General features: G+C 49.2%; 22 protein-coding genes and 1 tRNA gene. 2 read left to right on the top strand and 21 right to left on the bottom strand.

Annotation, left to right across the window (positions count from 1 at the left end; all coding sequences use genetic code 11):
• Window positions 1-33 precede the first annotated feature (33 nt).
• The 12 genes from ACO5JD_RS01140 to ACO5JD_RS01085 all read right to left on the bottom strand — a co-directional run bounded on the left by ACO5JD_RS01140 (window position 34) and on the right by ACO5JD_RS01085 (window position 10,604).
• The gene (locus ACO5JD_RS01140) at window positions 34-330 is read right to left on the bottom strand and encodes a DNA-directed RNA polymerase subunit omega (RefSeq protein ID WP_021626129.1); all 297 of its coding nucleotides are present in this window, start codon (window positions 328-330) and stop codon (window positions 34-36) included.
• Window positions 317-907 (bottom strand): guanylate kinase, encoded by a 591-nt coding sequence (gene gmk / locus ACO5JD_RS01135; RefSeq protein WP_484987067.1) that lies wholly within the window; start codon window positions 905-907, stop codon window positions 317-319. The genes ACO5JD_RS01140 and gmk overlap by 14 nt, the downstream gene beginning before the upstream one ends.
• Window positions 907-1,215 (bottom strand): integration host factor, actinobacterial type, encoded by a 309-nt coding sequence (mihF, locus tag ACO5JD_RS01130; protein WP_021626127.1) that lies wholly within the window; start codon window positions 1,213-1,215, stop codon window positions 907-909. The genes gmk and mihF overlap by 1 nt, the downstream gene beginning before the upstream one ends.
• A 225-nt stretch (window positions 1,216-1,440) precedes the next feature.
• Window positions 1,441-2,094 (bottom strand): orotate phosphoribosyltransferase, encoded by a 654-nt coding sequence (gene pyrE, locus ACO5JD_RS01125; RefSeq protein ID WP_484987065.1) that lies wholly within the window; start codon window positions 2,092-2,094, stop codon window positions 1,441-1,443.
• 43 nt (window positions 2,095-2,137) lie between these two features.
• Window positions 2,138-2,872, bottom strand: coding sequence for an orotidine-5'-phosphate decarboxylase (gene pyrF / locus ACO5JD_RS01120; protein ID WP_484987063.1), 735 nt, complete (start codon window positions 2,870-2,872; stop codon window positions 2,138-2,140).
• Complete coding sequence (locus tag ACO5JD_RS01115) at window positions 2,866-3,792, bottom strand: dihydroorotate dehydrogenase (RefSeq protein WP_484987061.1); 927 nt, start codon at window positions 3,790-3,792, stop codon at window positions 2,866-2,868. Before ACO5JD_RS01115 ends, pyrF begins: the two co-directional genes overlap by 7 nt.
• Window positions 3,786-4,568, bottom strand: coding sequence for a dihydroorotate dehydrogenase electron transfer subunit (locus ACO5JD_RS01110; protein WP_484987059.1), 783 nt, complete (start codon window positions 4,566-4,568; stop codon window positions 3,786-3,788). The genes ACO5JD_RS01115 and ACO5JD_RS01110 overlap by 7 nt, the downstream gene beginning before the upstream one ends.
• Window positions 4,569-4,593: 25 nt before the next feature.
• Window positions 4,594-5,883 (bottom strand): dihydroorotase, encoded by a 1,290-nt coding sequence (locus ACO5JD_RS01105; protein WP_484987057.1) that lies wholly within the window; start codon window positions 5,881-5,883, stop codon window positions 4,594-4,596.
• Window positions 5,883-6,806, bottom strand: a complete 924-nt coding sequence (locus ACO5JD_RS01100) for an aspartate carbamoyltransferase catalytic subunit (RefSeq protein WP_021626121.1) — start codon at window positions 6,804-6,806, stop codon at window positions 5,883-5,885. Before ACO5JD_RS01100 ends, ACO5JD_RS01105 begins: the two co-directional genes overlap by 1 nt.
• Window positions 6,806-7,387: a bifunctional pyr operon transcriptional regulator/uracil phosphoribosyltransferase PyrR gene (gene pyrR, locus ACO5JD_RS01095; protein ID WP_484987055.1), complete on the bottom strand. Its 582-nt coding sequence runs from the start codon at window positions 7,385-7,387 to the stop codon at window positions 6,806-6,808. Before pyrR ends, ACO5JD_RS01100 begins: the two co-directional genes overlap by 1 nt.
• A gap of 215 nt (window positions 7,388-7,602) precedes the next feature.
• Window positions 7,603-8,187, bottom strand: a complete 585-nt coding sequence (locus tag ACO5JD_RS01090; protein WP_484987053.1) for a hypothetical protein — start codon at window positions 8,185-8,187, stop codon at window positions 7,603-7,605.
• Window positions 8,188-8,225: 38 nt separating this feature from the next.
• A complete protein-coding gene (locus ACO5JD_RS01085; RefSeq protein WP_484987051.1) occupies window positions 8,226-10,604 on the bottom strand; it encodes a DUF3160 domain-containing protein in 2,379 nt (792 codons plus the stop codon).
• 101 nt (window positions 10,605-10,705) lie between these two features.
• On the opposite strand from ACO5JD_RS01085, the gene ACO5JD_RS01080 reads away from it, so the two are divergent.
• Window positions 10,706-11,182: a deoxycytidylate deaminase gene (locus ACO5JD_RS01080; RefSeq protein ID WP_035438517.1), complete on the top strand. Its 477-nt coding sequence runs from the start codon at window positions 10,706-10,708 to the stop codon at window positions 11,180-11,182.
• 59 nt (window positions 11,183-11,241) lie between these two features.
• Window positions 11,242-11,316, top strand: a tRNA-Asn gene (locus ACO5JD_RS01075).
• 584 nt (window positions 11,317-11,900) lie between these two features.
• Here the strand turns inward: ACO5JD_RS01075 and rpoD are convergent.
• The 9 genes from rpoD to ACO5JD_RS01030 all read right to left on the bottom strand — a co-directional run bounded on the left by rpoD (window position 11,901) and on the right by ACO5JD_RS01030 (window position 23,273).
• Entirely contained in the window at window positions 11,901-13,274 is a 1,374-nt protein-coding gene (gene rpoD, locus ACO5JD_RS01070) for an RNA polymerase sigma factor RpoD (protein ID WP_484987049.1), read from the bottom strand.
• Between the two features lie 53 nt (window positions 13,275-13,327).
• Window positions 13,328-15,190, bottom strand: coding sequence for a DNA primase (gene dnaG / locus ACO5JD_RS01065; RefSeq protein ID WP_484987047.1), 1,863 nt, complete (start codon window positions 15,188-15,190; stop codon window positions 13,328-13,330).
• A complete protein-coding gene (ribF, locus tag ACO5JD_RS01060; RefSeq protein ID WP_021626114.1) occupies window positions 15,183-16,256 on the bottom strand; it encodes a riboflavin biosynthesis protein RibF in 1,074 nt (357 codons plus the stop codon). The genes dnaG and ribF overlap by 8 nt, the downstream gene beginning before the upstream one ends.
• The gene (gene truB / locus ACO5JD_RS01055; protein WP_035438516.1) at window positions 16,253-17,224 is read right to left on the bottom strand and encodes a tRNA pseudouridine(55) synthase TruB; all 972 of its coding nucleotides are present in this window, start codon (window positions 17,222-17,224) and stop codon (window positions 16,253-16,255) included. The genes ribF and truB overlap by 4 nt, the downstream gene beginning before the upstream one ends.
• Complete coding sequence (locus tag ACO5JD_RS01050) at window positions 17,221-18,306, bottom strand: DHH family phosphoesterase (protein WP_021626112.1); 1,086 nt, start codon at window positions 18,304-18,306, stop codon at window positions 17,221-17,223. The genes truB and ACO5JD_RS01050 overlap by 4 nt, the downstream gene beginning before the upstream one ends.
• An 8-nt stretch (window positions 18,307-18,314) precedes the next feature.
• Entirely contained in the window at window positions 18,315-18,713 is a 399-nt protein-coding gene (gene rbfA / locus ACO5JD_RS01045) for a 30S ribosome-binding factor RbfA (protein ID WP_021626111.1), read from the bottom strand.
• 64 nt (window positions 18,714-18,777) lie between these two features.
• On the bottom strand, window positions 18,778-21,405 hold the full coding sequence (gene infB, locus ACO5JD_RS01040; RefSeq protein WP_484987045.1) for a translation initiation factor IF-2: 2,628 nt from the start codon (window positions 21,403-21,405) through the stop codon (window positions 18,778-18,780).
• A 49-nt stretch (window positions 21,406-21,454) separates the two neighbouring features.
• A complete protein-coding gene (nusA, locus tag ACO5JD_RS01035; RefSeq protein WP_484987043.1) occupies window positions 21,455-22,714 on the bottom strand; it encodes a transcription termination factor NusA in 1,260 nt (419 codons plus the stop codon).
• 79 nt (window positions 22,715-22,793) lie between these two features.
• Entirely contained in the window at window positions 22,794-23,273 is a 480-nt protein-coding gene (locus tag ACO5JD_RS01030; protein WP_198009728.1) for a ribosome maturation factor RimP, read from the bottom strand.
• Window positions 23,274-23,275 lie beyond the last annotated feature (2 nt).

Genomic DNA, 23,275 nt, shown 5'->3' with positions numbered 1-23,275 from the left:
TCGGGGTCCACAGCTTACATCTGTGAGTAGAGACTAGATGCTTTGATGCATGGCCTCTTTATTTGCTCCAGCGAGACGCTCATCAAAGCTTTCCTTAACAAAAGAAAGCGTACCATCCTCAATCTCGCCCATAGCAATAGAAACCGGATCCTCACCAGAAACGACAGTAGTGATGTCATCGTAATCCTGGATGGCAGTCACGCGAAGATGCTGACCACGCACCATGTTGTTGATATCACAAGCGCGCTTGGAAGCAACAGCACAGAGCAAAAAAGGATTGCGTTCACACTTGTCGAGCAGGTTGTCAATCTCAGGCTTAACCACGGACATTGGTAAGACCTCCGTCTTTCTCATACCTTGCAAAGACGTCAAGTAGCTCTTGAGCAGCTCGTTCAACGTCATCGTTGACTATACGCACATCATACTTTTTGCCAGCCTCTATTTCAGCTTTTGCATTCGCAAGGCGAAGAGTGATTTGCGCTTCGTCCTCAGTACCACGACCACGAAGTCTATGCTCGAGTTCCTCAAAGGAAGGCGGCTCAATAAAGATAAGCACAGCATCAGGCCGCACTTTTTTGACATTAAACCCGCCTTGACAGTCAATCTCAAGGATGACTGAAGCACCTCTATTCATGCGCTCGGTAGCTTCATTCATAAGCGTGCCATAACGATGAGCATGAACTTGTGCCCACTCAAGGAACAAACCTTCCTCAACGCAATGAGAAAACTCATCATCGCTGAGGAAGTGATACGAAACTCCTGGAATTTCCCCTGGCCGAGGCTGCCTCGTTGTAGCAGACACTGTCAGCTCTAGGTCAGGGCGTATTTCGCGAATACGCGCAACTAAAGTACCCTTACCTACACCAGCAGGACCTGAAATTACAAAGAGACGAGGTGTGACTTCCACTACTTGGAAAGCACCTCAAGCAGCTGCTCGCGCTGACGAGCGCCCAAGCCCTTGACACGGCGAGTGGCAGAAATACCCAGCTCATCCATAATCTTGGTAGCCTTTGCCTTGCCATAACCAGGCAGAGACTCGATAAGAGCAGAGACCTTCATACGTGCAGCAATGGGGTCATCAGAATCGAGAACCTCCTGCAAAGAAACTTGACCGTTCTTAATCTTATCGCGAAGCTCTGCACGAGCATGACGGGCTGCAGCCGCTTTCTCGAGTGCTGCCTTACGCTGCTCATCGCTCAGCTGAGGTAGTGCCATGAAGTCCTCCAAACATCCAAAGTACCTAAATGCAATTCAAAAAAAGGGCGCCAGTCGCACATCTCATGGACGCAGCTGACTTGCACGGACATTTAGTGTGCCACAAATTTGTCTAAATGCAAGTATGAGCTGCAAAAACGCGGTTTTTTAGCCCTCTTCGTCACATTACGTACGTTTATACACGCTTTTTTAGCATAAAAGAAGGACAAGACCAGTCTTCAAAAACTAAGCACGCCAAGACTCATCAGCAGGGTTATCTCGAAAAGCCAGCAAACGAGCCTCATCCGCTGCTTTGATATATCCCTCTTCGACCGCCACTTTTGCAAGCGTATCAAGATCACACAAACTAGTATTGCAAACATGTTCTGCCGATAAACGATCCAAGCCTTTTTGCATGCCGTACGTAAATATCGACACCACACCTAACACTTCAGCACCAGCTTCGCGCAGGGGCAAAACACAATCGAGTACAGAACCTCCCGTTGAGATAAGATCCTCAACTATAACAACCTTCTCACCAGGCTCCAAGTGACCTTCAATTTGATTTTTGCGGCCATGATCTTTTGCAGAGCCGCGAACATAACCCATAGGCTTACCCAAACGATCAGCAGCAATAGCGGCATGGGCAATTCCTGCAGTAGAAGTTCCCATGAGCATTTCTGCTTCGGGATAAAGCTCGGCAATACGAGCAGCGATAGATTCATCAATAAGCGTACGCACTTCCGGATATGAAAGAGTCAGACGATTATCACAGTAAATTGGACTCTTGATACCACTGGCCCACGTGAAAGGGTCATCAGGCTTTAAAAAAACTGCACGAATAGAAAGCAGAGCATGAGCAATCTCAGCAGCAGACGCAGCATGAATAAGGGAATTCATAGGAGTTTCTCCTCTTTTGACAAAAACAGCTCTATAACAACGGTTAGTTAGCGGTCAGTTCAGCAACAATGGCATCAAAGGCAGCAACGGGATCTTCTGCCTTGGTAATAGGTCTTCCGACAACCAGCTTTGAGGCACCTGCCGCAATCGCAGCAGCAGGAGTAGCGACACGCTTTTGATCTCCCATGGTAGCGCCTACAGGACGTACGCCAGGTGTCACAATGAGAGCATCAGGACCCAATAGTTCACGCATTTCGGCTGCCTCCTGAGGAGAACAGACGATGCCATCAGAACCTGCTCCTACAGCTAAAGTTGCAAGACGAGAAACTTCCTCTTTGACCGTAGACTGCACACCAATAGATGCCAAAGCTTCTTGATTCATGCTGGTTAGTACTGAAATTGCCACAAGTTTAGTGCGCTCACCGCGTATCTCGGCTGCCTCTTCAGTGCCCAAGCGTGCTTCGCCTACCATCTCAGCACCGCCAAGGCCATGGATAGAAAGTATATCTGCCCCTACCAACGACGCAGCACGGGCTGCTCCTCTGATTTGGAAGGGAATATCATGCAGTTTGAGATCAAGAAAGACTTTGAGCCCACGCTCATGCATCTCCTGGACAATAGCTGGTCCGCAAGCATAGTAGAGAGTCATACCCACTTTGACCCAGCGAGCACGACCTTCGAGCTGCGCAGCCAATTCAAGTGCTTCTTCATGACTGCAGTCAAGCGCAATGATCACTGCATCACGAGCTTGTTCAACTGACAAAGGAAGGCTTAGCATTCAAAAGCTCCTATCAATTCATTAATATCCGAAACACCCTGATTTTTTGCCCAGTCATATAGCTCATCTACTACGCGAACCGCCGTCATGGGATCAGTCAGATTTGCCGTACCAACCGAAATTGCCGTAGCTCCCGCCAAGATAAACTCCGCAGCATCTGTGCCATTGGTAATGCCGCCAATGCCACAGAGAGGAAGACTCGATGCCTTGTGAGCTTCCCAGACCATACGCACTGCAATAGCATGAATAGCAGGACCACTCAAGCCTGCAGTAGGTCGAGAGAGACGAGAACGACGTGTATGCACATCAATGGACATGGCGGGGATCGTATTAATAAGGCTCAGAGCATCTGCACCCGCATCCTCAAGAGCACGCGCGATTTCTGACACACGACTTGGTGCCATTTTGACAATAAGAGGTTGCTTGGTACGAGGACGCACTGCTTGCATAAGCTTTGCTGCAGTCTCAGGAGTAGCTCCCATTGCAGCACCACCAGCAGCGATATTAGGACAAGAAATATTAAGCTCAAGTCCTGCAGCCCAAGGCGCCAGCTCCTCATAAAGCTCTACTGCCGCAATATATTCATCAATGGAATGGCCTGCGACCTGCAAAATTACGGCACAGCCACGCTGACTTAATCCCTGAAGATAGTCACCTTCAGACTCCACCATAGCGTGAATACCTACATTTTGTAGTCCTACCGTATTCATAATGCCTGAGTTAACCTCACACATACGAGGTGCGGGATTGCCATCCCAAGGCTTCGCTGCACAGCCCTTACAAGTAATTGCACCAAGACGAGCGACGTCGTAAAAGCTCTCAAATTCATGTCCAAACCCATAGGTACCCGAAGCGGTATTCACGGGATTTTGCATATGAATACCACCAAGGTTTACCGCCATCAAAGGGGTGCTCACCATGCCACCTCCTTGGCATCAAAGACAGGGCCATCGGTACAGCAGAATTTATAGCCACCTGCTCTCATAGCAACATTACAGGTATGACAGGCTCCAAAACCGCAAGTCATCATCCGCTCTAAGGAAGCTTGGCAGTCTATTTTTGCCTTTTCAGCAAGTGCGGCCACACCAGCCATCATAAGGTTTGGACCACAGGTGAGAATCTGTCCGAAATCACCTGGTAAGAGCTCTGCTACAACCTCGGTTGTAAAGCCTTGCCTACCGTAACTTCCATCATCTGTAGTTACCATGACTGTGGCACCCATATCTTTAAGCACCGACTCACCCCAAAGACGCTCTCCTGAGCGCGCACCAAGAACAACGCAAAGCTCCACGCCCCGTTCTTTTAATCCGCGCGCAGCAGCAACGATGGGAGGTGCACCAACACCACCAGCTACCAGCAAAGCATGACGGTTATTGCTTAAGTTCCACCCCTTACCGCACGGGCCAATCAAAGTAGAACTCGCGCCAATCCTCATGTGAGAAAGCCGATACGTGCCTTCACCTACTACTGCATAGATAAGCTCAACTGTACCCTTGCACAAGTCAGTTGAAGCAAAGGACAGAGGTAGGCGCACAATATGAGACGGATCGCCAGGTACGGCAAGGTTGATGAACTGACCTGGCATAAGCTTTTTGGCAAGTTCAGGTGCCAAAATTTGCATGCAATACACGTCTTTTGCAACTTTAGCGTTGGACACCACGCTAAAGTCATATTGCTTGATACCCTCTGTCCTCATTTTCACCCTATTTCTTCTGCGAACTTTAGGCTACGACACCGTTTGCGAGTGTACGTTTACCGCCACAGAACACATCACAAGCAGCGCCTTTGAGCTTATTACCTAAGAAAGCAGAGTTTTTAGATTTAGACTCAAAGTAGTCCTCAGTTACCTCAACTTGAGCTTCAGGATCAATGAGTGTCAGATCGGCAACCGAACCTTCCTCAATCTTGACAGCAGGGAGACGCAAAATCTCACGCGGGGATACAGCCATCACTTCTACGAGACGGCTCCAACTCATAATGCCAGGTTCAACCATATGGGTGAGCATCAGAGGAAGAGAGGTTTCAAGACCGATGGTACCGAAGAAAGCAATCTCCCACTCACAGTCCTTTTCGTGGGCGGCATGAGGAGCATGATCGGTTACTACACAGTTAATGGAACCATCGACAATACCCTGACGCAGGGCCTCAGCATCCTTGGCAGAGCGCAAGGGAGGATTCATTTTGAGGTTAGTGTTGTAGGCAGTGGTGATGTCATCATCACAAAGGAAGAGATGGTGAGGTGTAACCTCACAGGTTACGGGCAGTCCTTCAGCTTTTGCTGCTTTGACCATTTCAAGGCCACGAGCCGTTGAAATATGAGCGATATGTAGGGCACAGTTGGTAGAACGGGTTAACTGAATATCGCGCCAAATTTCATGTTCTTCCGCCAATGCTGGCCAGCCAAACATTCCCAGACGGGTTGCCGCACGACCAGCGTTGATAACACCATTCTTTGAAAGGCTCTCATCCTCACAGTGAGCAATAGCTACCCGGTTAAACTGAGAAACATAGCCCATACAAGTCTTCATCATGCCAGCAGATTGCACACCATGTCCATCATCGGAGAAGGCACACGCACCTTCGAGCACCATGTCACCAATCTCGGCCAATGCCTCACCCTTTTGATCTTTGGTAAGTGCGCCGATAGGACGAATGTGCACATAACCTGCTGCTTCACCGCGGTCAATCTGATAGCGAATCTCGGCTCCCGAGTCAGTAACAGGGCTCGTATTGGGCATGGTAGCCACATCGGTAAAGCCACCATGCGCAGCTGCACGAGATCCTGTCTCAATGGTTTCTTTGTACTCAAAACCTGGATCGCGGAAATGTACGTGCATATCCACCATACCAGGAATGAGCACCTTGCCTGCAGCTTCTACCACCTCAGCATTTGCGGCCTCAAGATTGTTGCCAACTGCCTTGATTTTATTGCCCTCAATCAGCACATCGCGCACATCGTCAAGGCCAAGCTGTGGGTCGACAACGCGGGCGCCACGAATCAAATATGCCATTAGTTTTCTCCTCCCAGGAGCAGATACATCTCAGCCATACGGGTCAGAACGCCTGCATTGACCTGTTTTAAAATCCTAGACTGCAAGCTATCAGCAACCTCAGTATTGATTTCCATACCACGGTTCATAGGACCTGGATGGCACACGATGGCACCAGGCTTCATCATGGCGGCACGGCGAGCATCTAAACCATAAAGGCGGTTATACTCGCGCTTGGAAGGAATTGCAGCGCCTTCCATACGTTCCAGCTGCACGCGCAGCATATAGACAACATCCATCTCGGGAATAACCGAGTCAAGATCTGCCGTCTGATTGCAGCCATACCAGCTGGGATCACCCACCTGGAAGGTTGGGGGCCCCACAAGAGTAACTTCGGCACCCATAGTCTTAAGAGCAGGGGCCAACGAACCACAGACACGGCTATGAGCGAGGTCGCCAACAATAGCAACCTTAAGACCATCAAGATGCCCAAACTCCTCACGAATGGTGTAAAGATCAAGCATCGCCTGCGTGGGATGCTGATGTTTTCCATCACCTGCGTTAATAACAACGGCATCGGTATTTTCAATAATCTTTTTGGGAGTACCTGCCAGCTTTGCACGACAGACAAACATATCAACATTCATGGCATCAATGGTCTGAATGGTGTCAGAGAGACTCTCACCCTTAACAACAGAGCTGGTAGAACCACCCATATTGAGCGAGTCAGCCGATAGACGCTTTTCTGCTAGTTCAAAAGAACTACGGGTACGCGTGGAAGGCTCAAGGAAGAGATTTACAATCGTGCGGCCACGTAAAGCTGGGACCTTCTTGATAGTACGGGCATTCACAATGGGGTCAAAGGATTTGGCAGTATCAAGAATCTGGGTGATGTCATCTGCCGTAAGGTCGTTAGTATCAATCAGATGCTTTACTGAGAGCATTAGCGCTGACCTCCTGCCTGAATTGCGGCCTTGTGAGTCGCACTGTCCCAAATCTCAACTGCTGAGTGATCGTCATCAGGCTCAACATAGACACGCACATCTTCCTCACGAGAAGAAGGAACATTTTTACCAACATAATCGGCACGAATAGGTAACTCACGATGACCACGATCAACCATAACAGCCAGCTGAACCCTACGAGGTCTGCCGTAATCCATCAAAGCGTCAAGAGCAGCACGGATGGTGCGGCCGGTATAAAGGACATCGTCTACTAACACGACTTCAGTATCATCAATATCAAAAGGAATATGGGAACCCTGAAGTACTGGTGCTACGCGCTTGCCAATGTCATCACGGTAAAAGCTAATATCTAGCGTACCGATTTGTGGACGCACACCATCTACCTTTTCAATCTCATCGGCAAGCTTGCGAGCAAGCACCTCACCTCGGCGGATGATTCCTACAAGAACAAAATCCGTACTACCTTCGTTGTGTTCTAATACCTCATGGGCGATACGAGTGATGGCGCGATCCATCGCTGCTTCATCCATAATCGTTGCCTTTGGCTCAAACTGTGCCATTACGCTCCTTCCCGTCTCTCGGACGCAACCACGACAAGAAAAAAGGATGTCCTGTCGCCGTTAGCGACACGAGACACCCCACAAGTAGGCACACATATAAAATTAACACCTTGCGGGCATCTCGTACCGCGCTTAAAGGTCGTGCTCCAGTGTAGCAGGTCTTACAAAACGTGTGTGTCACAAATAGACAAACTATTTATCTTCTGCAAGACAGACTATGCATCTTCCGTTTCAATACGCACAAGTCCCCAAGAAAGCCATGCCCAGCAGGACTTTTTTCCATCAGCTGTTGTGCAACAAACTTGCTGCTTATCATTCAGTGATATCAAAGCAATCTCAAAATCAATGGCAGAAGACTGCCAAATAGGTTGGATATGACCTTCTTGCGTAGTCCAAATAAAGATGTGCTGGGAAAAATGTATATCGTCTTGCTTGATCCAAAAAGGACGGGAATTGCCAAAACTTCCCCGCTTCCACAACAGACAAATAATTTCTTGATTACCGTCATGATTGATATCGCCTACCAACACATCAGAAACAAACCAGCTGGCATCCGTTTGGTAAAGCAATGTAGTATCATTGCTTATCTTCAGCTGACGCTGACGGAGTATGAGTGTCTCTACTGTTCCATTTTTATCAAGATCAAGATTCTGCTCGCACTCTTGCCAGCTGATCCAAGCGGGTAGAAAGCACCCCCGTGTCCATAGCCAAAAAATGATTACAACCACTACAGCAGACACCATCAAGATGCCAAAGACTCTCCCCCACCGTCTATTCTTATTTTGAAGCAGAGCCTTCATAAAAGAAGGCTCTGCTTGTGTCAATACCTGTCTGTGCACTAGCGTATCCCACAACTAAAGCTTTTAGTCCATGCTGGCTTTTCAGGCATGGCAGTAGAATTTGCATCTTGATACGTACCGATACCTAGCATGCTACGCCATTCAGAGTCAGTCAGACGAGAAGCCATAGGTTGCTCGAATTGATAAAAGCTCGATACCACACCAACGGCTATATGAAGCTCACCATCAATAGGAAACACAACATATATCTTTGAAAGAATGCCTGTACCCACCTGCAATACAGAGCCATTTGGGTCAGTCGCTATATCGGTAACCACAGCAGCAGGACACTCTGCAGCCTTAGTCCAAGACTGATTGTCAGTATCTGCCGTCAAATCCCAAAGATGTTCAAGCTGACCACCATAGCTACGAATAAGCTCATATTCCTCATCACTAAGCTTTTCGTTGGCAAGTTCTTTTTTGGAGATTGTCTCGAGTTTGCTTGCCAGCTCAGCCAACGTTTTGAGTCCGTCGGCATCTGTGCTGGACAACACGCCATAATGCGAAAGACCTTCCATTGTTCCTTGGGTTAAACGAGAAAGCCGACCATAAAGTTCGGGCTCAGGTTCCACATAACCGCGATCATCAAGCTCCTCAAGAGGACCGCCACCCATCTCGGCCATAGCCTGCTTTGAATACAAAACTGTATCGTGCTTGAGCTCGGTATAACTCGCCAAATAGGTCTGCAAGTTCTTGCGTTCCCACTCCTTGGACTGCATAAAAGCAGGATACCCCTCACCTTTCGCTGTCAGTAGTGGATTGAGGGTATAGAGCCACTGTGCATATAGGCTACCCGTCCAAAGCGCGTCACCGTTTTGAGCAATTTCCTTACGCAGACTCTCACGATTGTCGCTATATTTGGCAAAATCATCAGCACCCGCTTCATGCAAAATCGCCTGGGCTTCCATAGATCCCAAGACAGAAGGTACATCAAGGGCATTTGGAAGCATGCGTTTTTCTCCCGCAGAGTTTTTACCTACGCGGCTATAGAGCAGCTGACTAAAAATTCGCTCATCCAGTGAGAATCGCTGACCCATAAAGCGAAAACCGAGGGTTTCTGAACTGTGATCTGCGCCTTCACCACTATCAGCTACTACCACAGAGTTGATTTTGGGAGCCTGCATTTGAGCTGTTGCCTCATGGAAAATCTTCCACTTATCCTCAGCATTGTTTAGGCTCTCTACTGTGGCATCATCACCATAAACCGCCTGGATAACAGGCCAGTACTCGTAATAGCCGTTATCATCACTGGCACCTGCAAAAAAACTCGTGATGGTATAGATTGCTTCCCAACTAGACAGTGCATCGCCATTAAGTGCCATCGTGATAAGCAAAGCGCTTCGGTCGAGCGTCTCTTCGTTCTGAGTGAAATTAACCTGTCCATACCACATCATCGTGCGAAAATACGCCTCTAGAGTGGTGTCGCCTTCGTAGTAACCGCGAGGTTTAAACTGACTGTAATCTAGATCCACTCCGTCTTTTGTACCTTCAGACAAAATGGTCGAGCTTCCCACGCCACTCGCTGCCATAATTTGAGCAACTTCCCTGTCAACAGCAGATTCCACTGCCTCAGGAATAGGCACATCAGAGCCGCACAGCTTGCAGGCAACTGAGAAAAACGCCACATTACGCCAAGCGGCATTTTGCCACTCATCATCAGTCAGTTTGCCAAGCTGATCTTGACTCTCACGAAGCATAACTTCACTCATATCGCGCAGTTTTGCTGAAAGCTGCTCACGCTCACAGGTTTTGAGCAGGTAGCTGAAGTAGAGATGGTAGCTATGCATCATTGAATCTGTAGTAACAAAGTTGGGGATCAATGAATACCGGTTCATCTCGTAGGTTTCAAAAAACTCATACCCGGCCGTATCTTCAGCAATCGCAAAGCCATTTTTTGCCAACAAGGGCTTCACGGCGTCAGACATCATAATATCGTTAGCATTTGTAACGTTTGAAAGACCATCTTCTACGCTATAACTCTTGATATCGGGTTTAACACCTGCTGAAGTATCTGAACTGCCTTCTTTGCGATAACTCGAAAGTGCAGGTGCTGCTTTTGCAGCAGCTTCCTTATCAAGAGAGGAAATAAGTGTGGGTCGCTGTAGACCCTTGATCTTCTTCCCTGACACGGTAACGGTCGCTGCAGGAGTAGTAGATATAGCTGCAGGATTTGTCTTTTTTGGCAAGCCAAACTTCATCGCCACAATGGCAACAAGCAAAACGACTACAACACCAGCAACAGCAACAAGAATCCTAAGGGTTGTATTACTTACTTTTTGCTGCTTTTTCTGAGCCGAAGAGGAAGCTAAGGGCTTTCCACAATGAGGACAAAACCGCTCATCGCCTCCAACCTGCTTCCCGCAGTTAGAGCAGAACATGTGCTACCCCTTTCGTCGTTATGCCTGTAGAATTCAGATGTTAACTTACTTGTGGCATTCAAGCTTTTCTGCTGGCAGAAGGCTTATTGAAAGAGGTAAACGTGGATCAAGGAAAGAACGTTTTGGAGTGGGACGAGTATTTTATGGGTGTTGCAGCGCTGTCGGCATTGAGATCAAAAGATCCTCATACGCGGGTCGGCGCCTGTATTGTAAGTAAAGACCGTCGCATTTTGTCTATTGGTTATAATGGCACACCGCGCGGGATTGACGATTCAGTCTTTCCTTGGCGCCGTGATGGAGACTGGCTCGAGACTAAATATCCCTATGTTGTCCACGCCGAACGCAACGCAGTACTAAATTTCCGCGGTTCCATGCGCGAACTTAAGGGTTCAACAATTTATGTCACACATTTCCCCTGCAATGAATGTTGTAAAGAGCTCGCTCAGGTGGGTGTCTCGGAAGTTGCCTATGCATATAATCCATATCCCGACTCTAGAGAGACTATCGCCGCAGGTAGAATCCTTGAAGCAGCTCATATCTTTACCCGCATGGTAGCTATCCCCAAAGTGCGACTTTAATTTTTTCTTTTTCACTTGCACGATAGTTGGATGTGTGTATAATACTTTCTTGCTGATATTCCCCGGTGGCGCAGTGGTAGCGCAGCTGACTGTTAATCAGCGTGTCGCAGGTTCGAATCCTGCCCGGGGAGCCATTGAAACTCATGAGAACCCGTTCGATTGAATTCGCACGGGTTCTTTTCTTTAAAGATGTCCAAGTGTGTCCAGCACATAGTTCCCCACTGTAACGGTTCGCAACGTGCCCTTTTACTCGCAGGCGGTTCAATATGCATCCTTTTGCCCACATCGGGTTCAATAAGCACCCTTGCAACAATTTTTACCAGCGGTTTCTCCACACACTTGGTACGGTTTTGAACCGTTTGCAATAAATGCCATGCGTCGGGTTCAAGAAGCGCCCTTCAGCTTGCAAGCGGTTCACAATGCACCCTTTTTCTTGCAGAGGGTTCAAAATGCACCCTCGGAAGAAAATTTACCTGCACTTTCTTGAGCCGTTTGGTACGCTTTTGAACCGCCTGCCATAAATGTCATGCATCGGGTTCAAAATGCACCCTCGCGGCAATTTTTATCAGGGCTTTTCTCGCGTACTTGGTACGGTTTTGAACCGCCTGCATTAAATGGAAGACAACGAGAAAGGTAAATCATCTGTAAGAAATGAAAGAAAGAAAAATCAGCCTAGCAGGGCTGCCAGGCTGATTGCAATGCTATGGAAAAAGTAAAGCTACTCTTCCATGAAGTCTTTGAGCTTACTAGAGCGACTAGGATGACGCAGTTTTGCCAGGGTCTTGGACTCAATCTGACGAATGCGCTCACGTGTAACGCCAAATTCGCGACCAACTTCCTCAAGAGTGCGAGGGTGACCATCTTCTAGGCCAAAACGGAATTTAATAACCTTGCGCTCACGATCAGCAAGTCCATCAAGTACCTGTTCGAGCTGCTCGCGAAGCATAGAATCAGACGCAGCTTCAGGAGGAGCAACGGCCGTAGAATCCTCAATGAAATCACCTAATTGAGAATCCTCTTCTTCGCCAATAGGTGTCTCGAGAGAGACAGGCTCCTGGCTAATTTTTTGAATCTCACGCACACGATCAGCAGCCATGCCCATCTCGGCACCAACCTCCTCGGGGGTTGGATCGCGACCAAATTCCTGCAAAAGCTGCCTCTGTACACGCACAAGTTTATTGATAGTCTCAACCATATGAACTGGGATGCGGATGGTGCGCGCCTGGTCGGCAATGGCGCGGGTAATTGCTTGGCGAATCCACCACGTAGCATAGGTGGAGAACTTAAAGCCCTTGGTGTAGTCAAACTTCTCAACCGCACGAATCAAACCAAGGTTGCCTTCCTGAATTAGATCCAAGAAGAGCATACCGCGGCCAACATAGCGCTTGGCGATAGAGACAGTTAGACGAAGGTTTGCAGAAATCAGCTGCTGTTTCGCATCAAGGCCTACCTGCTCAATGCGGGTCAAACGACGCAGCTCAGTACGAGTTAGCTCTGCATCGCCACGCTCCGCAGCCTCAAGACGCTCCGCAGCCTCATTACCTGCCTGAATTTTCATTGCAAGGTGTACCTCTTCGGAAGCAGTAAGCAAATCAACCTTACCAATTTCCTTAAGATACATGCGCACAGGATCGCCCGTCAGCATCACTGTGGAACCATCCTGACGGCGAGAACGAGCACGGCTAGAACGCTTGCGGGTGTGATTTTTAGGAGTAGAGCGAAGAACCTCATTGGCTACGCGAGCTTCTGCACGAGCCTCGCGCTCTTCTTTTTCTTCCTCGTCAAGACCCTCGTCGTCCTCATCATCTTCGTCAACGGTATCATCGATATCGTCTTCGACATCGGGCTCAAGTACAACAGCGGCCACATCAGGGATATCTCCCGAACCAGAAATTGTGACACCTTTAGCACGTACGACATCATAGACATCAGTCAGTTCATCATCATCAACATCGACATCCACAAGAGCTACTTGGATATCATCTTCGCTAATGGTACCCGCCTTGCCTGCTTTCTTAACAAGCTTCGTCACTACAGAAGCAAGCTCAGGAGTAAGTTTTGCGGTCTGAGCATCAGTCTTTTTCGTTGCCACATGTGTCCTTTCAACGCCATGAACCTAGAGGATAATACCCGTTTTTGAGAGTCTTATACCTCTGTAGGAATAATTTGATTAAGTTCGTGTTCTCGTTTACGCAATTCCACCGCACGACCCAATAATTCAGGTAAGTTTTTGTCCTCACGACTATTAAGCTGAGCCTGAATCGCCTTGATTTCACGACGAGTGGAATAGAGCTCAAGCACATCAGCCAAAAAAGCTGCCTTATGATCTGCATCCATCCCCTGTGCCAGCGCCAAACCACCACCAGCAAGAATCTGCGGAGCCTCAGGAACCGCTACAGAAGCTGCATGCACCAACTCGGCAGGAGAAGTACCAACAACCATTGCCAACATCGCCCAGACCATCGTCTCATGGCGAGAGTCCGCCCAGAGCACCGATCCTAATCGCTCAGCATAAGGGCGCACAGCCTCGGGGGAATTTGCCATTAATGCCAATAGTTCACGCTCGGCTGCCAACTGACCCCGCGCATCATGCGAAAGGAGCTTATCTACGCTTTGATACGCAGCTGTCTCTGCAACAGGTGACTCCAGTGCAGGCGCTGTGGACTCATGAGCTGTTTGATAAGCCCCATATTCTTGGCGAAGTTTTGCTTCACGGGCAGCAATATTGTGCGCTTTTTCGCGTATAACCTGCTTGGTAGCATCTACATCCATATCTAGCTGATGAGCTAGATTGGTCGCATAACCATCAAAGCTCACAGAATCCTTAAGAGGTGCAAGCACCTGGGCAGCTGCATCCAAAGCTCCTGCCCGTTGTCCAGGAATACCCAAATCAAAACCTGAAAGCTTCTTCTCAAGCACAAACTCAACCAGAGGTCGTGCTCCATCAAGCTGTGCCTGAAGCTCCGAAGGCTCATGTGTAGAGAGAAATTCCATCGGATCTTGGTTGTTTGGAAGAATCACACAAAGCATCTCTGCATCTGTCTTGTCCACATACTGAACAGAAAGCTCTGCTGCTTTTTGACCTGCTGCATCGCCATCAAACATACAGATGATACGCTGCGCCCTAAAACGCGAGAGCATCTTTATGTGGTCAAGCGAAAGTGCGGTTCCCAGCGCTGCTACTGCATTGGAAAAACCATGCTCATGCAGGGAAATAACATCAGTATAACCCTCAACCACGAGCGCTATACCCGTAGCTGTAATTTGCGTCTTGGCATGATCTAGGCCAAAAAGATGCTTTGATTTGTGAAAGACAGGGGTTTCTTTGGTATTGAGATATTTTGGCTTGGCATCACCCAAAACACGCCCGCCAAAACCAATAGAGCGACCTTGCTCATCGTGAATGGGAAACATCACGCGCTCATAAAAACGATCTTGAGTACGACCATTGCGATCGACTACCAAGTCTGCAGCTAAAAGCTCATCTCGAGAAAAGCCCTTTTGAGTCAGCGTTGATGTCAAGGCGCCATGACCAGGAGCAAAACCTAGACCCCAGCGACGACATACTGCAGAACCAAAACCACGACTAGCAAGGTATTTTCGAGCAGACTCGGGACCTGCTCCCCTGCCACGCATCAACATAGTCGAGTAGAGCTTTTCGGCTTCGCCGAGGGCCTGCTGAAGCCTATTGCGCTTTGGTCCTCGATGCGCTCCACGCTCCTCAACAAGCTCTATCCCAGCACGATCTGCCAAAAAACGAATTGCATCGGGAAACTCCAGATGTTCACGTTCCATAACGTAGTTAAAAACATCACCACCACGTTGGCAACCAAAACATTTCCACAGTCCCGTTGCTGGGTCTATATGAAAAGAAGGGCTCTTCTCATGGTGAAAAGGACAACAACCCCAGAGGTCTTTGCCACGGCGATGCAACTCAACGGTCTCAGACACCAAGCTAACAAAGTCAGTGGCCTGACGCACTCGCTCTTTATCCTCATCACTAATCATGCGGCCCTCCCCTCCACAGTTTGCGCTCAAGCACCTTAAGGCTATAGATACCCCCGCGTCCCAACTCAATACGCTTGGTGCCCAAGTGATTCTTGACCCAGTCAATATTGCCCAACACAGTTCGCTCAAGCTCATCAAGGGAATCAAACTTACGCGAAGCGCGTAGCCAAGAAGCAAAACTTACCGCGAGGTTCGCTCCATACAAATCACCATTGAAGCCAACAAGATTGGCTTCCAAAAATGAGGGAGCATCCATATCGCTAAAACTTGGTGGCAGACCCACATTGATAGCAGCTGGCCAAGCAGAACTACCCATTAAAACCCAACCCGCATATACACCCTGCGCAGGCACGCAATCCATACGATCTAACTGAACGTTTGCTGTAGGAAAACCAAAAGAATTGCCTTCCCCACGCCCATGCTGCACGACCCCACGCACAAAGTGTTGACGACCTAACAGGTTGCCAGCTTGTTCAACTTGTCCTTGGCGCAGCAGCTCACGAATATGCGTTGCTGATACCACAACATCTGCGATCTGCATTAATTCATGATCAAAAAGCCCAAAGTTAAGCTCAGCAGCAAGTAGTTTGAGTTCAGGAATGCCACCCTGTCCTCCCTGACCAAAACGGAAATTTTGACCTACATGAAGACTACGGGGACGCAGATACGCCCAGAGTGTACAAGATAGAAAGTCTCTCCAGCTGGTAGCTGCTAGCTCAAAAGTAAAGTCCAAGCATAAAATACCCTCGACACCACAAGACGCAAGCAAAGCAAGACGGTCGTCTTGACGAAGAAGATGGCTTAAGGGCTGAGGTTCAAAAACTACATCAGCGGGATCAGGACAAAAGCTCACCACAATACAGGGCAGTCCACGTCGATGGGCATCTTGGCAAGCGGCCCTAATTAAACTCTGATGCCCACGATGTACTCCATCAAAGACACCCAGTACGCAGACAGCTTCAATCTCTGGCTTATAGTTCAGCTCTGAGTGCAGATACAGACAAGCTTTTGCAAAGTCGTAACGCCTCATGCCTTCAAGCGCAATCTGGGGACTTTGCTCGCTCATGCACGTACCCCTGTCACACCTAAAGGAAAGTTGGTATCACAAAGCAAATAAGTGCCACGGCACTCCCAGACACCATAAAGTTTGTTTTTCCACACAAGAGAGACGCGTTCGGAAAACTTTGGTGCACGCAGACCATTTTGTGCTGCACCCTCGCCAAGATCAAGTACAAGACCTGCAGGAATCTTTCTACCACAGGCGATATCTTCAAGCTCGGCTTGCTCAAGAAGACGCACGGGCAGCCCAAGAGTACGCGCGGGATCGAGCTCTTTAGCTGATAAAAGTTCTTTACCCTGGAAAGAAAGCTCGTCCAAAGATACGCAGTCCTTAAGGGAGATAGGTCCTGATGCAGTGCGTATCAATCCACTGAGATGAGCAGCACTCTCCAAGCTACGTCCTAAATCACGAGCTAGGGCACGAATATAACTCCCCTTCGAAACGCGGAGGCGACAGCACCAGACAGGCTGGTTATCCTCGTTTTCAATTGACAGAAGCTCTGCTTCATAAATATGGATATGCCGAGGAGCAAGTTCAACTTTTTCGCCTGCACGCGCACGCGCATAGGCACGTTTGCCATCAACCGAAATAGCAGAATAAGCAGGCGGCACCTGCAGGCAATCTCCCACCAAATCTGAAAGAGTTTGGCGCGCAAAGTCAGTATCAAAAAGCCGTGCATCGGGCTCGACACTACGTGTGATTTCGCCTTCTGCATCATCAGTTTTGGTCTCACAACCAAAGCTAATACGAGCCTCATAGCATTTTTCATCGAGTGTTAGCAGGCCCATCAACCTTGTTGCCTGACCTATCCCCAACACAAGCACACCACTGGCAAGCGGGTCAAGTGTGCCCGCATGCCCTACCCGCGTCTCGCCTAAAACACGGCGGACACGAGAAACCACATCATGACTCGACAAACCAAGAGGTTTATCTATGGCAACAAGGCAACAAAGTCCACTCGACTTTCGTCTCAAAGCAGCGCACCCCCATCTCCCGCGACATTGATACGGGGAAATGAAGTGGTACCTCCATAGGCAACATCATCGGGGAAAAGTGCGCGCAGGCGTGGCAAAGCTAGGGAAAGCACCTCGTCAATATCGCCATCATAAGAAAAGCCCGAAGCAGCAGCATGACCGCCGCCACCAAAAGAACGCGCAACCCCTGAAATATCAAGGTCGGTCTTGGAACGTAGGTTGCCACGTACTTGACCGCCGGGCACTTCTTTGAGAAAAAGCGCTACCTCCGAACCAGAAACCGAACGCACGACATCTACGAGCCCATCAGCCTCATCAAGATTGGCACCTGTACGCTCAAGATCAGCTTTAGTGGCATAGCTATATGCAATGCGACCATGCGCAAAAGTCACAATACGCGACATTACTGCTGCTTTGAGATGTAAAAATTCAAGACGGAAATTTTGGTAGACATTGAGGGATACCTCAGAAGGAGATGCACCTGCATCCACCAAAAGCGCCGTCGCAGCAAGCGCTTCCGAATTGGTATTTTGATACTGAAAACGTCCCGTGTCTGTAATGATGGCGCAGAGCAAACAAAGGCTAATCTCGGCATCGAGCGGCATTCCTAAATAGAGTGCATACTCCAAAATAAGCACCGCAGCAGCCGCAGCATCGCTACGGATAAGCGATACCTCACCAAAAGGATCGCTGCAGGGGTGATGATCGATAATGGCAGAGTGTCGTGAACGTCTAAGTACTGCCTCGCCATCATTCATACGTGACGAAACCGAGAGATCTACCGAGATAAAGAGATCGGGAGTCCCCTGAAAGTCGGCTGCGCACACCAAACTCTCACTACTTGGCAAAAACTCATAAATGCGAGGTATGGGCTTGGGATCAGCAAGTAAGCCGGTAATTTGCTTGGATGGCCAACGCCACTGAAGGAGCTTGAGCAGACCCAAAGTTGATCCCAGCGCATCGCCATCGGGATTGGTATGTGCACAAATAACAATCTCTTGAGCTTCTTCAATAAGTTGAGTTAGCCGTCCAAACAGAGCAGTCTGCTCAGGGCTTACCTCTAAGGAATGAGAAACATCCATTGCGAAAACTAGGCCTCCTCAGCCGAGTGATCAACGGGATAACCCTCGTCGTCTTTCTCAATTTCCATTGTAGGAGGAACATCTTGGAGTGCACGTTCGATGCGTTCTGCTTCATCAACGGTAGTATCAATTTGCCAAATAATCTCAGGCGTCACGCGCCAACCAAGACCACGTCCTAAAAGCGAACGTACTCGACCACGAGCACGGTCAAGAGCAGCAGAAACTTCTTCATAGCGCTCGGACTCACAACTAATATATGCGCGGAGCACAGACTTATCAACAGACACCTCAACACCAGTAAGCGTTACTAGCATGAGAGCGGGATCGGAAATTTCAAAGAGCAGAATTTGAGCGAGCTTTTCGCGAGCTTGGGCATTAATCCTGCGAGAATTATGATTTTGTTTCATTGTTCTCATCTCCGTAGTGCGGCAGGAGAGCTTCTCCCCTGCCGCGACTAGGGTCTACAAACTATTACTCGGTACGGGCAACCTGCTCGACGCGATAACATTCAATAATATCGCCTACGTGAATATCCTGATAGCCACCAAGACCGATGCCACATTCATAACCTGCCTTGACCGATTTGACATCATCTTTGAAGCGACGTAGGGATGCAAGCGAGCCTTCCCAAACCACAACACTATCACGCACAAGACGGGCAGAGTCATCGCTTGAAATCTCGCCTTCTTCAACCATACAGCCTGCGGCAATACCAACCTTAGGTACCTTAAAGGTGCTACGAACCTCAGCGATACCCGTTTGGACTTCCTGCTCGGTAGGTCTGAGCATACCAATACGAGCGGCATCTATCTCTTCAATTGCCTTGTAGATGACGCTGTAAGTACGAATTTCAACGCCTGCCTGCTCGGCTGCAATACGCGCCTTTGCCTCGGGCCTAACGCCAAAACCAATGATGATTGCATTGGAAGCATCTGCCAAAGTGACATCGGTTTCATTGATGGCACCAACAGCGGAGTGAATGGTATTGATACGCACTTCGCTCTGGTCCATCTTGTCCAGCGAGTCTTGAAGAGCCTCGATAGAGCCTTGGACATCTGCCTTGATGATGAGGTTGAGCTCCTTAACCTCGGCATCCGCCATCGTGTCGAAGAGGTTTTCAAGGGTAACATGCTTGACCTTATTTTGTTCTTCGATACGAGCTTTGAGAGCACGTTCATCAGCAAGCGCACGCGCATCACGATCATCCGTAAAGACACGGAACTCATCGCCTGCCATAGGCACACTTTGCAGACCCAAAATCTCTACAGGATCGGAAGGTCCTGCTTCCTTGACACTCTTGCCCTTGGGGTTGAGCATGGCACGAACGCGACCATAAGCAGTGCCTGCAACAAGAGCATCACCCACGCGTAAGGTACCACGGTTGACCAACACTGTTGCAACAGATCCACGACCACGGTCAAGCTTTGCTTCAAGAACATAACCAGATGCAAAGGTATCAGGATTAGCCTTAAGCTCCAAAACATCAGCCTCAAGCAATACGGACTCAAGCAGATTGTCGATACCCTGATTCTTCTTTGCAGAAATATCGCAGAAGATAGTCTGACCACCCCACTCCTCAGGAATCAAACCGTATTCAGTAAGTTCCTGACGAACACGTTGGGGATCGGCACCAGGCTTATCGACCTTATTGACAGCAACAACAATAGGTACACCTGCAGCCTTTGCGTGATTAATAGACTCAATGGTCTGAGGCATAACACCATCATCAGCAGCGACAATCAAAATAACAACGTCGGTAACTTTTGCACCACGAGCACGCATTGCGGTAAAAGTCGCATGACCAGGGGTGTCGATAAAAGTAATCACGCGACCGTTGATGCGCACTTGTGATGCACCAATAGCCTGGGTAATACCGCCAGCTTCGCCCTCGGCAACACCAGTATGGCGGATAGCATCAAGCAGGCTAGTCTTACCATGGTCGACGTGACCCATAACGGTAACAACTGGCGAGCGGGGTTTGAGCGAAGCGGGATCATCATAGAAGGTGAAGCTATTTTCTTCTTCCTTAGTCATGATCTTGATATCAGCACCAAGGTCCTCAGCAACAAGCTCAATAAGATCATCAGACATTGACTGAGTCATCGTTAAAGCAGTACCAAGCAAGAAGAGACGCTTAATAATCTCGTTAGGCTCAACACCGATGAGTTCAGCAAGCTGTGCCACCGTTGCACCCTGAGGTACAGAAATGGTATCCAGCTGAGAGAGATCTTGATCGTTTAGGCGCGCCTCTTCAATACGATGCTCGCGCTCGGCTTCGGCCTGCTGCTGACGACGACGTTCCTTGCGACGCTTACGACGGCCCTGTGACTCTTCAGCTGCCTCAGCTACCGCCTGACGAGCTTCCTCAAGAACATGCTCACGGTTGTACTCTTCGGCCTGACGAGCCATACGGCTATAGCGGTCATCGGAGTCGTTTTCAACACTATTACGCTTATTTTTGCGACGGCCCCGACCAGAGCTCTTGGGCTTCTCATCATCGTCTCTATCAATATTGGCTCGAGGATCTTGTTGAGGAGCAGCAGAGCGCCTAGAGCGTCCACCATCACGGGCAGCACGCGCTTCTTCCTTGCGCTGAGCCGCCTCCTCAGCTTGCTGCGCCAAAACCTGCTCCTGTTGGGCAATCTGGTCGAGCAAACTGCTAAAAGTCGGCATAGACTTGGGAGCTGTATCCTTGGGACGAGCAGCCTCTTCTTCCGCCTTGCGGCGTGCTTCTTCAGCAGCCTTTTCTTCTTCTGCCTTCTTGCGAGCAGCTTCTGCTGCAGCGCGACGCTCTTCTTCCTCACGACGCTCGCGCTCGCGACGCTCCTCAGCAGCAATACGTTCGGCCTCTGCCTTGGCAGCAGCCTCTGCTTCAGCCGCTGCCTTTGCCTCAGCTTCAGCCTTCTTTTGAGCTTCAATCTCTGCAGCACGAGCCTCTAGGATGGGCTTGAGCTTTTTGCGCACCATCGATACGTAGGCGTCCTCAAGCGTCGAAGACGGAGACTTTGCAGGGATGAGCATATCTTTTAAGTGACCCAGCATTTCTTTGCTGGTCATGCCATATTCCTTGGCAAGATCATGTACGCGCGTTTTTGCCATGTGCACTACCTTCCAGTGAAAGTTGCGGACCTATCAAAAAGCCGTCAACTTAAATCAAAGAATCAGGGTCATCGGAAACAGGGGCATCCATAATTTCCGCAAGGCTTTCGTGGATACCGCAGTAACGTGCGCCGGGACGTGCCATGTTGCGACACTGAATACCCGTAGGACCTACGTACTCGCAACGATGTGAGCCATCTTCCATCTCTTCGTCAACCAACTCGTCACGAACAGGCAGAGACTCGAGTACCTGAGCTGCCAAAGATTCGTTTTTAATGTCGATATGATAACCCGTCAATCGTGCAGCAAGACGAGCATTCTGGCCTTCCTTGCCAATAGCCAAAGAAAGCTGGTCATCGGGGACGATAACGGTGGCGTAGTTATTAGCATTTTCGTGGTCAATAATCACGCGGCTTACACGTGCAGGAGAAAGTGCTGCAGCGATACAGCGAGCAGGGTCATCAGACCAAGCAACAACATCGACACGCTCACCGCTAAGCTCAGAGACAACGGTACGCACACGACTACCCTTAGGACCAACACAAGCGCCAACGGGATCAAGGCGATCGTCTACAGAAGAAACAGCGACTTTGGACCTTACGCCAGGATCACGAGCAATAGAGCGAACCTCAACGATTCCATCGTAGACCTCAGGAACTTCAATCTCAAAAAGGCGCTTGATGAGGTCAGGATGAGTACGGGAAATCACGATACTAGGACGTGAACGCTCGCCACGCACGGGAGGCTCGCTGGAGTTGGGATCGCGCACATCAACGATAATCGCCTTAATACGCTTATTGTGCATATAACGCTCACCAGCAGGGCGCTCGTTGCGCTCATCAGGATGCGTGCGCAAATCAAAGTGTGGCAGCTCAGCCTCAACACCCTCGCGAATCTTAACGATAGTAAAGTCGGGCGTGGTCTGAAGGACGGTACCTGTGATGATATCGCCGATACGATCCGAAAACTCTTCGTAAATCTGCTCGCGGGCAGCATTGCGCACCATAGCATTGATCTCAGCTTTGGCATGCTGGGCAGCAATACGGCTGGTGTCTTTGGGAGTCACATCCTCTTCGTCAAATTCAGTATATTCGCCCGTTTCGGGATCGGGCTCACCCTTTGGAATAAGCTTATAGACATAAACCTTGCCCGTCTGAGGGTCAATCGTAACGCGTGCACCATAATCAAGGTGCAGCACATTGGCGTAGCTTTCTGCCAGTGACTTCTCAAGCCTACCAATAAGGTACAGCTGGTCGATATGACGCTCTTCACAAAGCGCCATAAGCGCTTCCATCATCTCAGATGCCATCTATGTTTCTCCCTTTCCTCAAGGACGGCGTGCGCCCATTTCTATTCCTATCAATCACTTTAAAAAGTGCTCGTATCTCCTACTTCTTTTTGCCTTTACCTGCATCATAGTCAGGCTTGATATGAGCAGATTTAATATCTGCAAGTGCAATGCGCTGTTCGCCCTCATCGGAGACGATAACCACTTCATCGCCATCCATCCCCAAAAGCTTGCCACTAAAGCGGCGTCTGCCCTCAGTAGCAGTTGTTGTCACCTGCACATCCTCACCTGCAAAGCGCTCAAAGTCATGGGCACGACGCAGAGGGCGAGCCATACCAGGAGAAGAAACCTCAAGGGTATAGCTTGAAGACAGAGGATCTAAAGCATCGAGCTCTTCACCAATCCATGCAGTCTGCTCGGCTACCTCATCAAGAGTTACGGTAGGAGCATCCTCATCAGCATGATCTATACGCACACGCACAACAGGAGCTACCTTGGCACCAGTAATCTCGACATCGACAATATCAATGTCATGGCTCGGCGCTAACGCCTCAAGGGCATTAAGGATCTGTTGTCTCATAT

This window comes from Olegusella sp. (assembly GCF_057238325.1).
The sequence above is the reverse complement of the archived record's forward strand: the minus strand, read 5'-3'. Positions and strand labels throughout refer to the sequence as shown.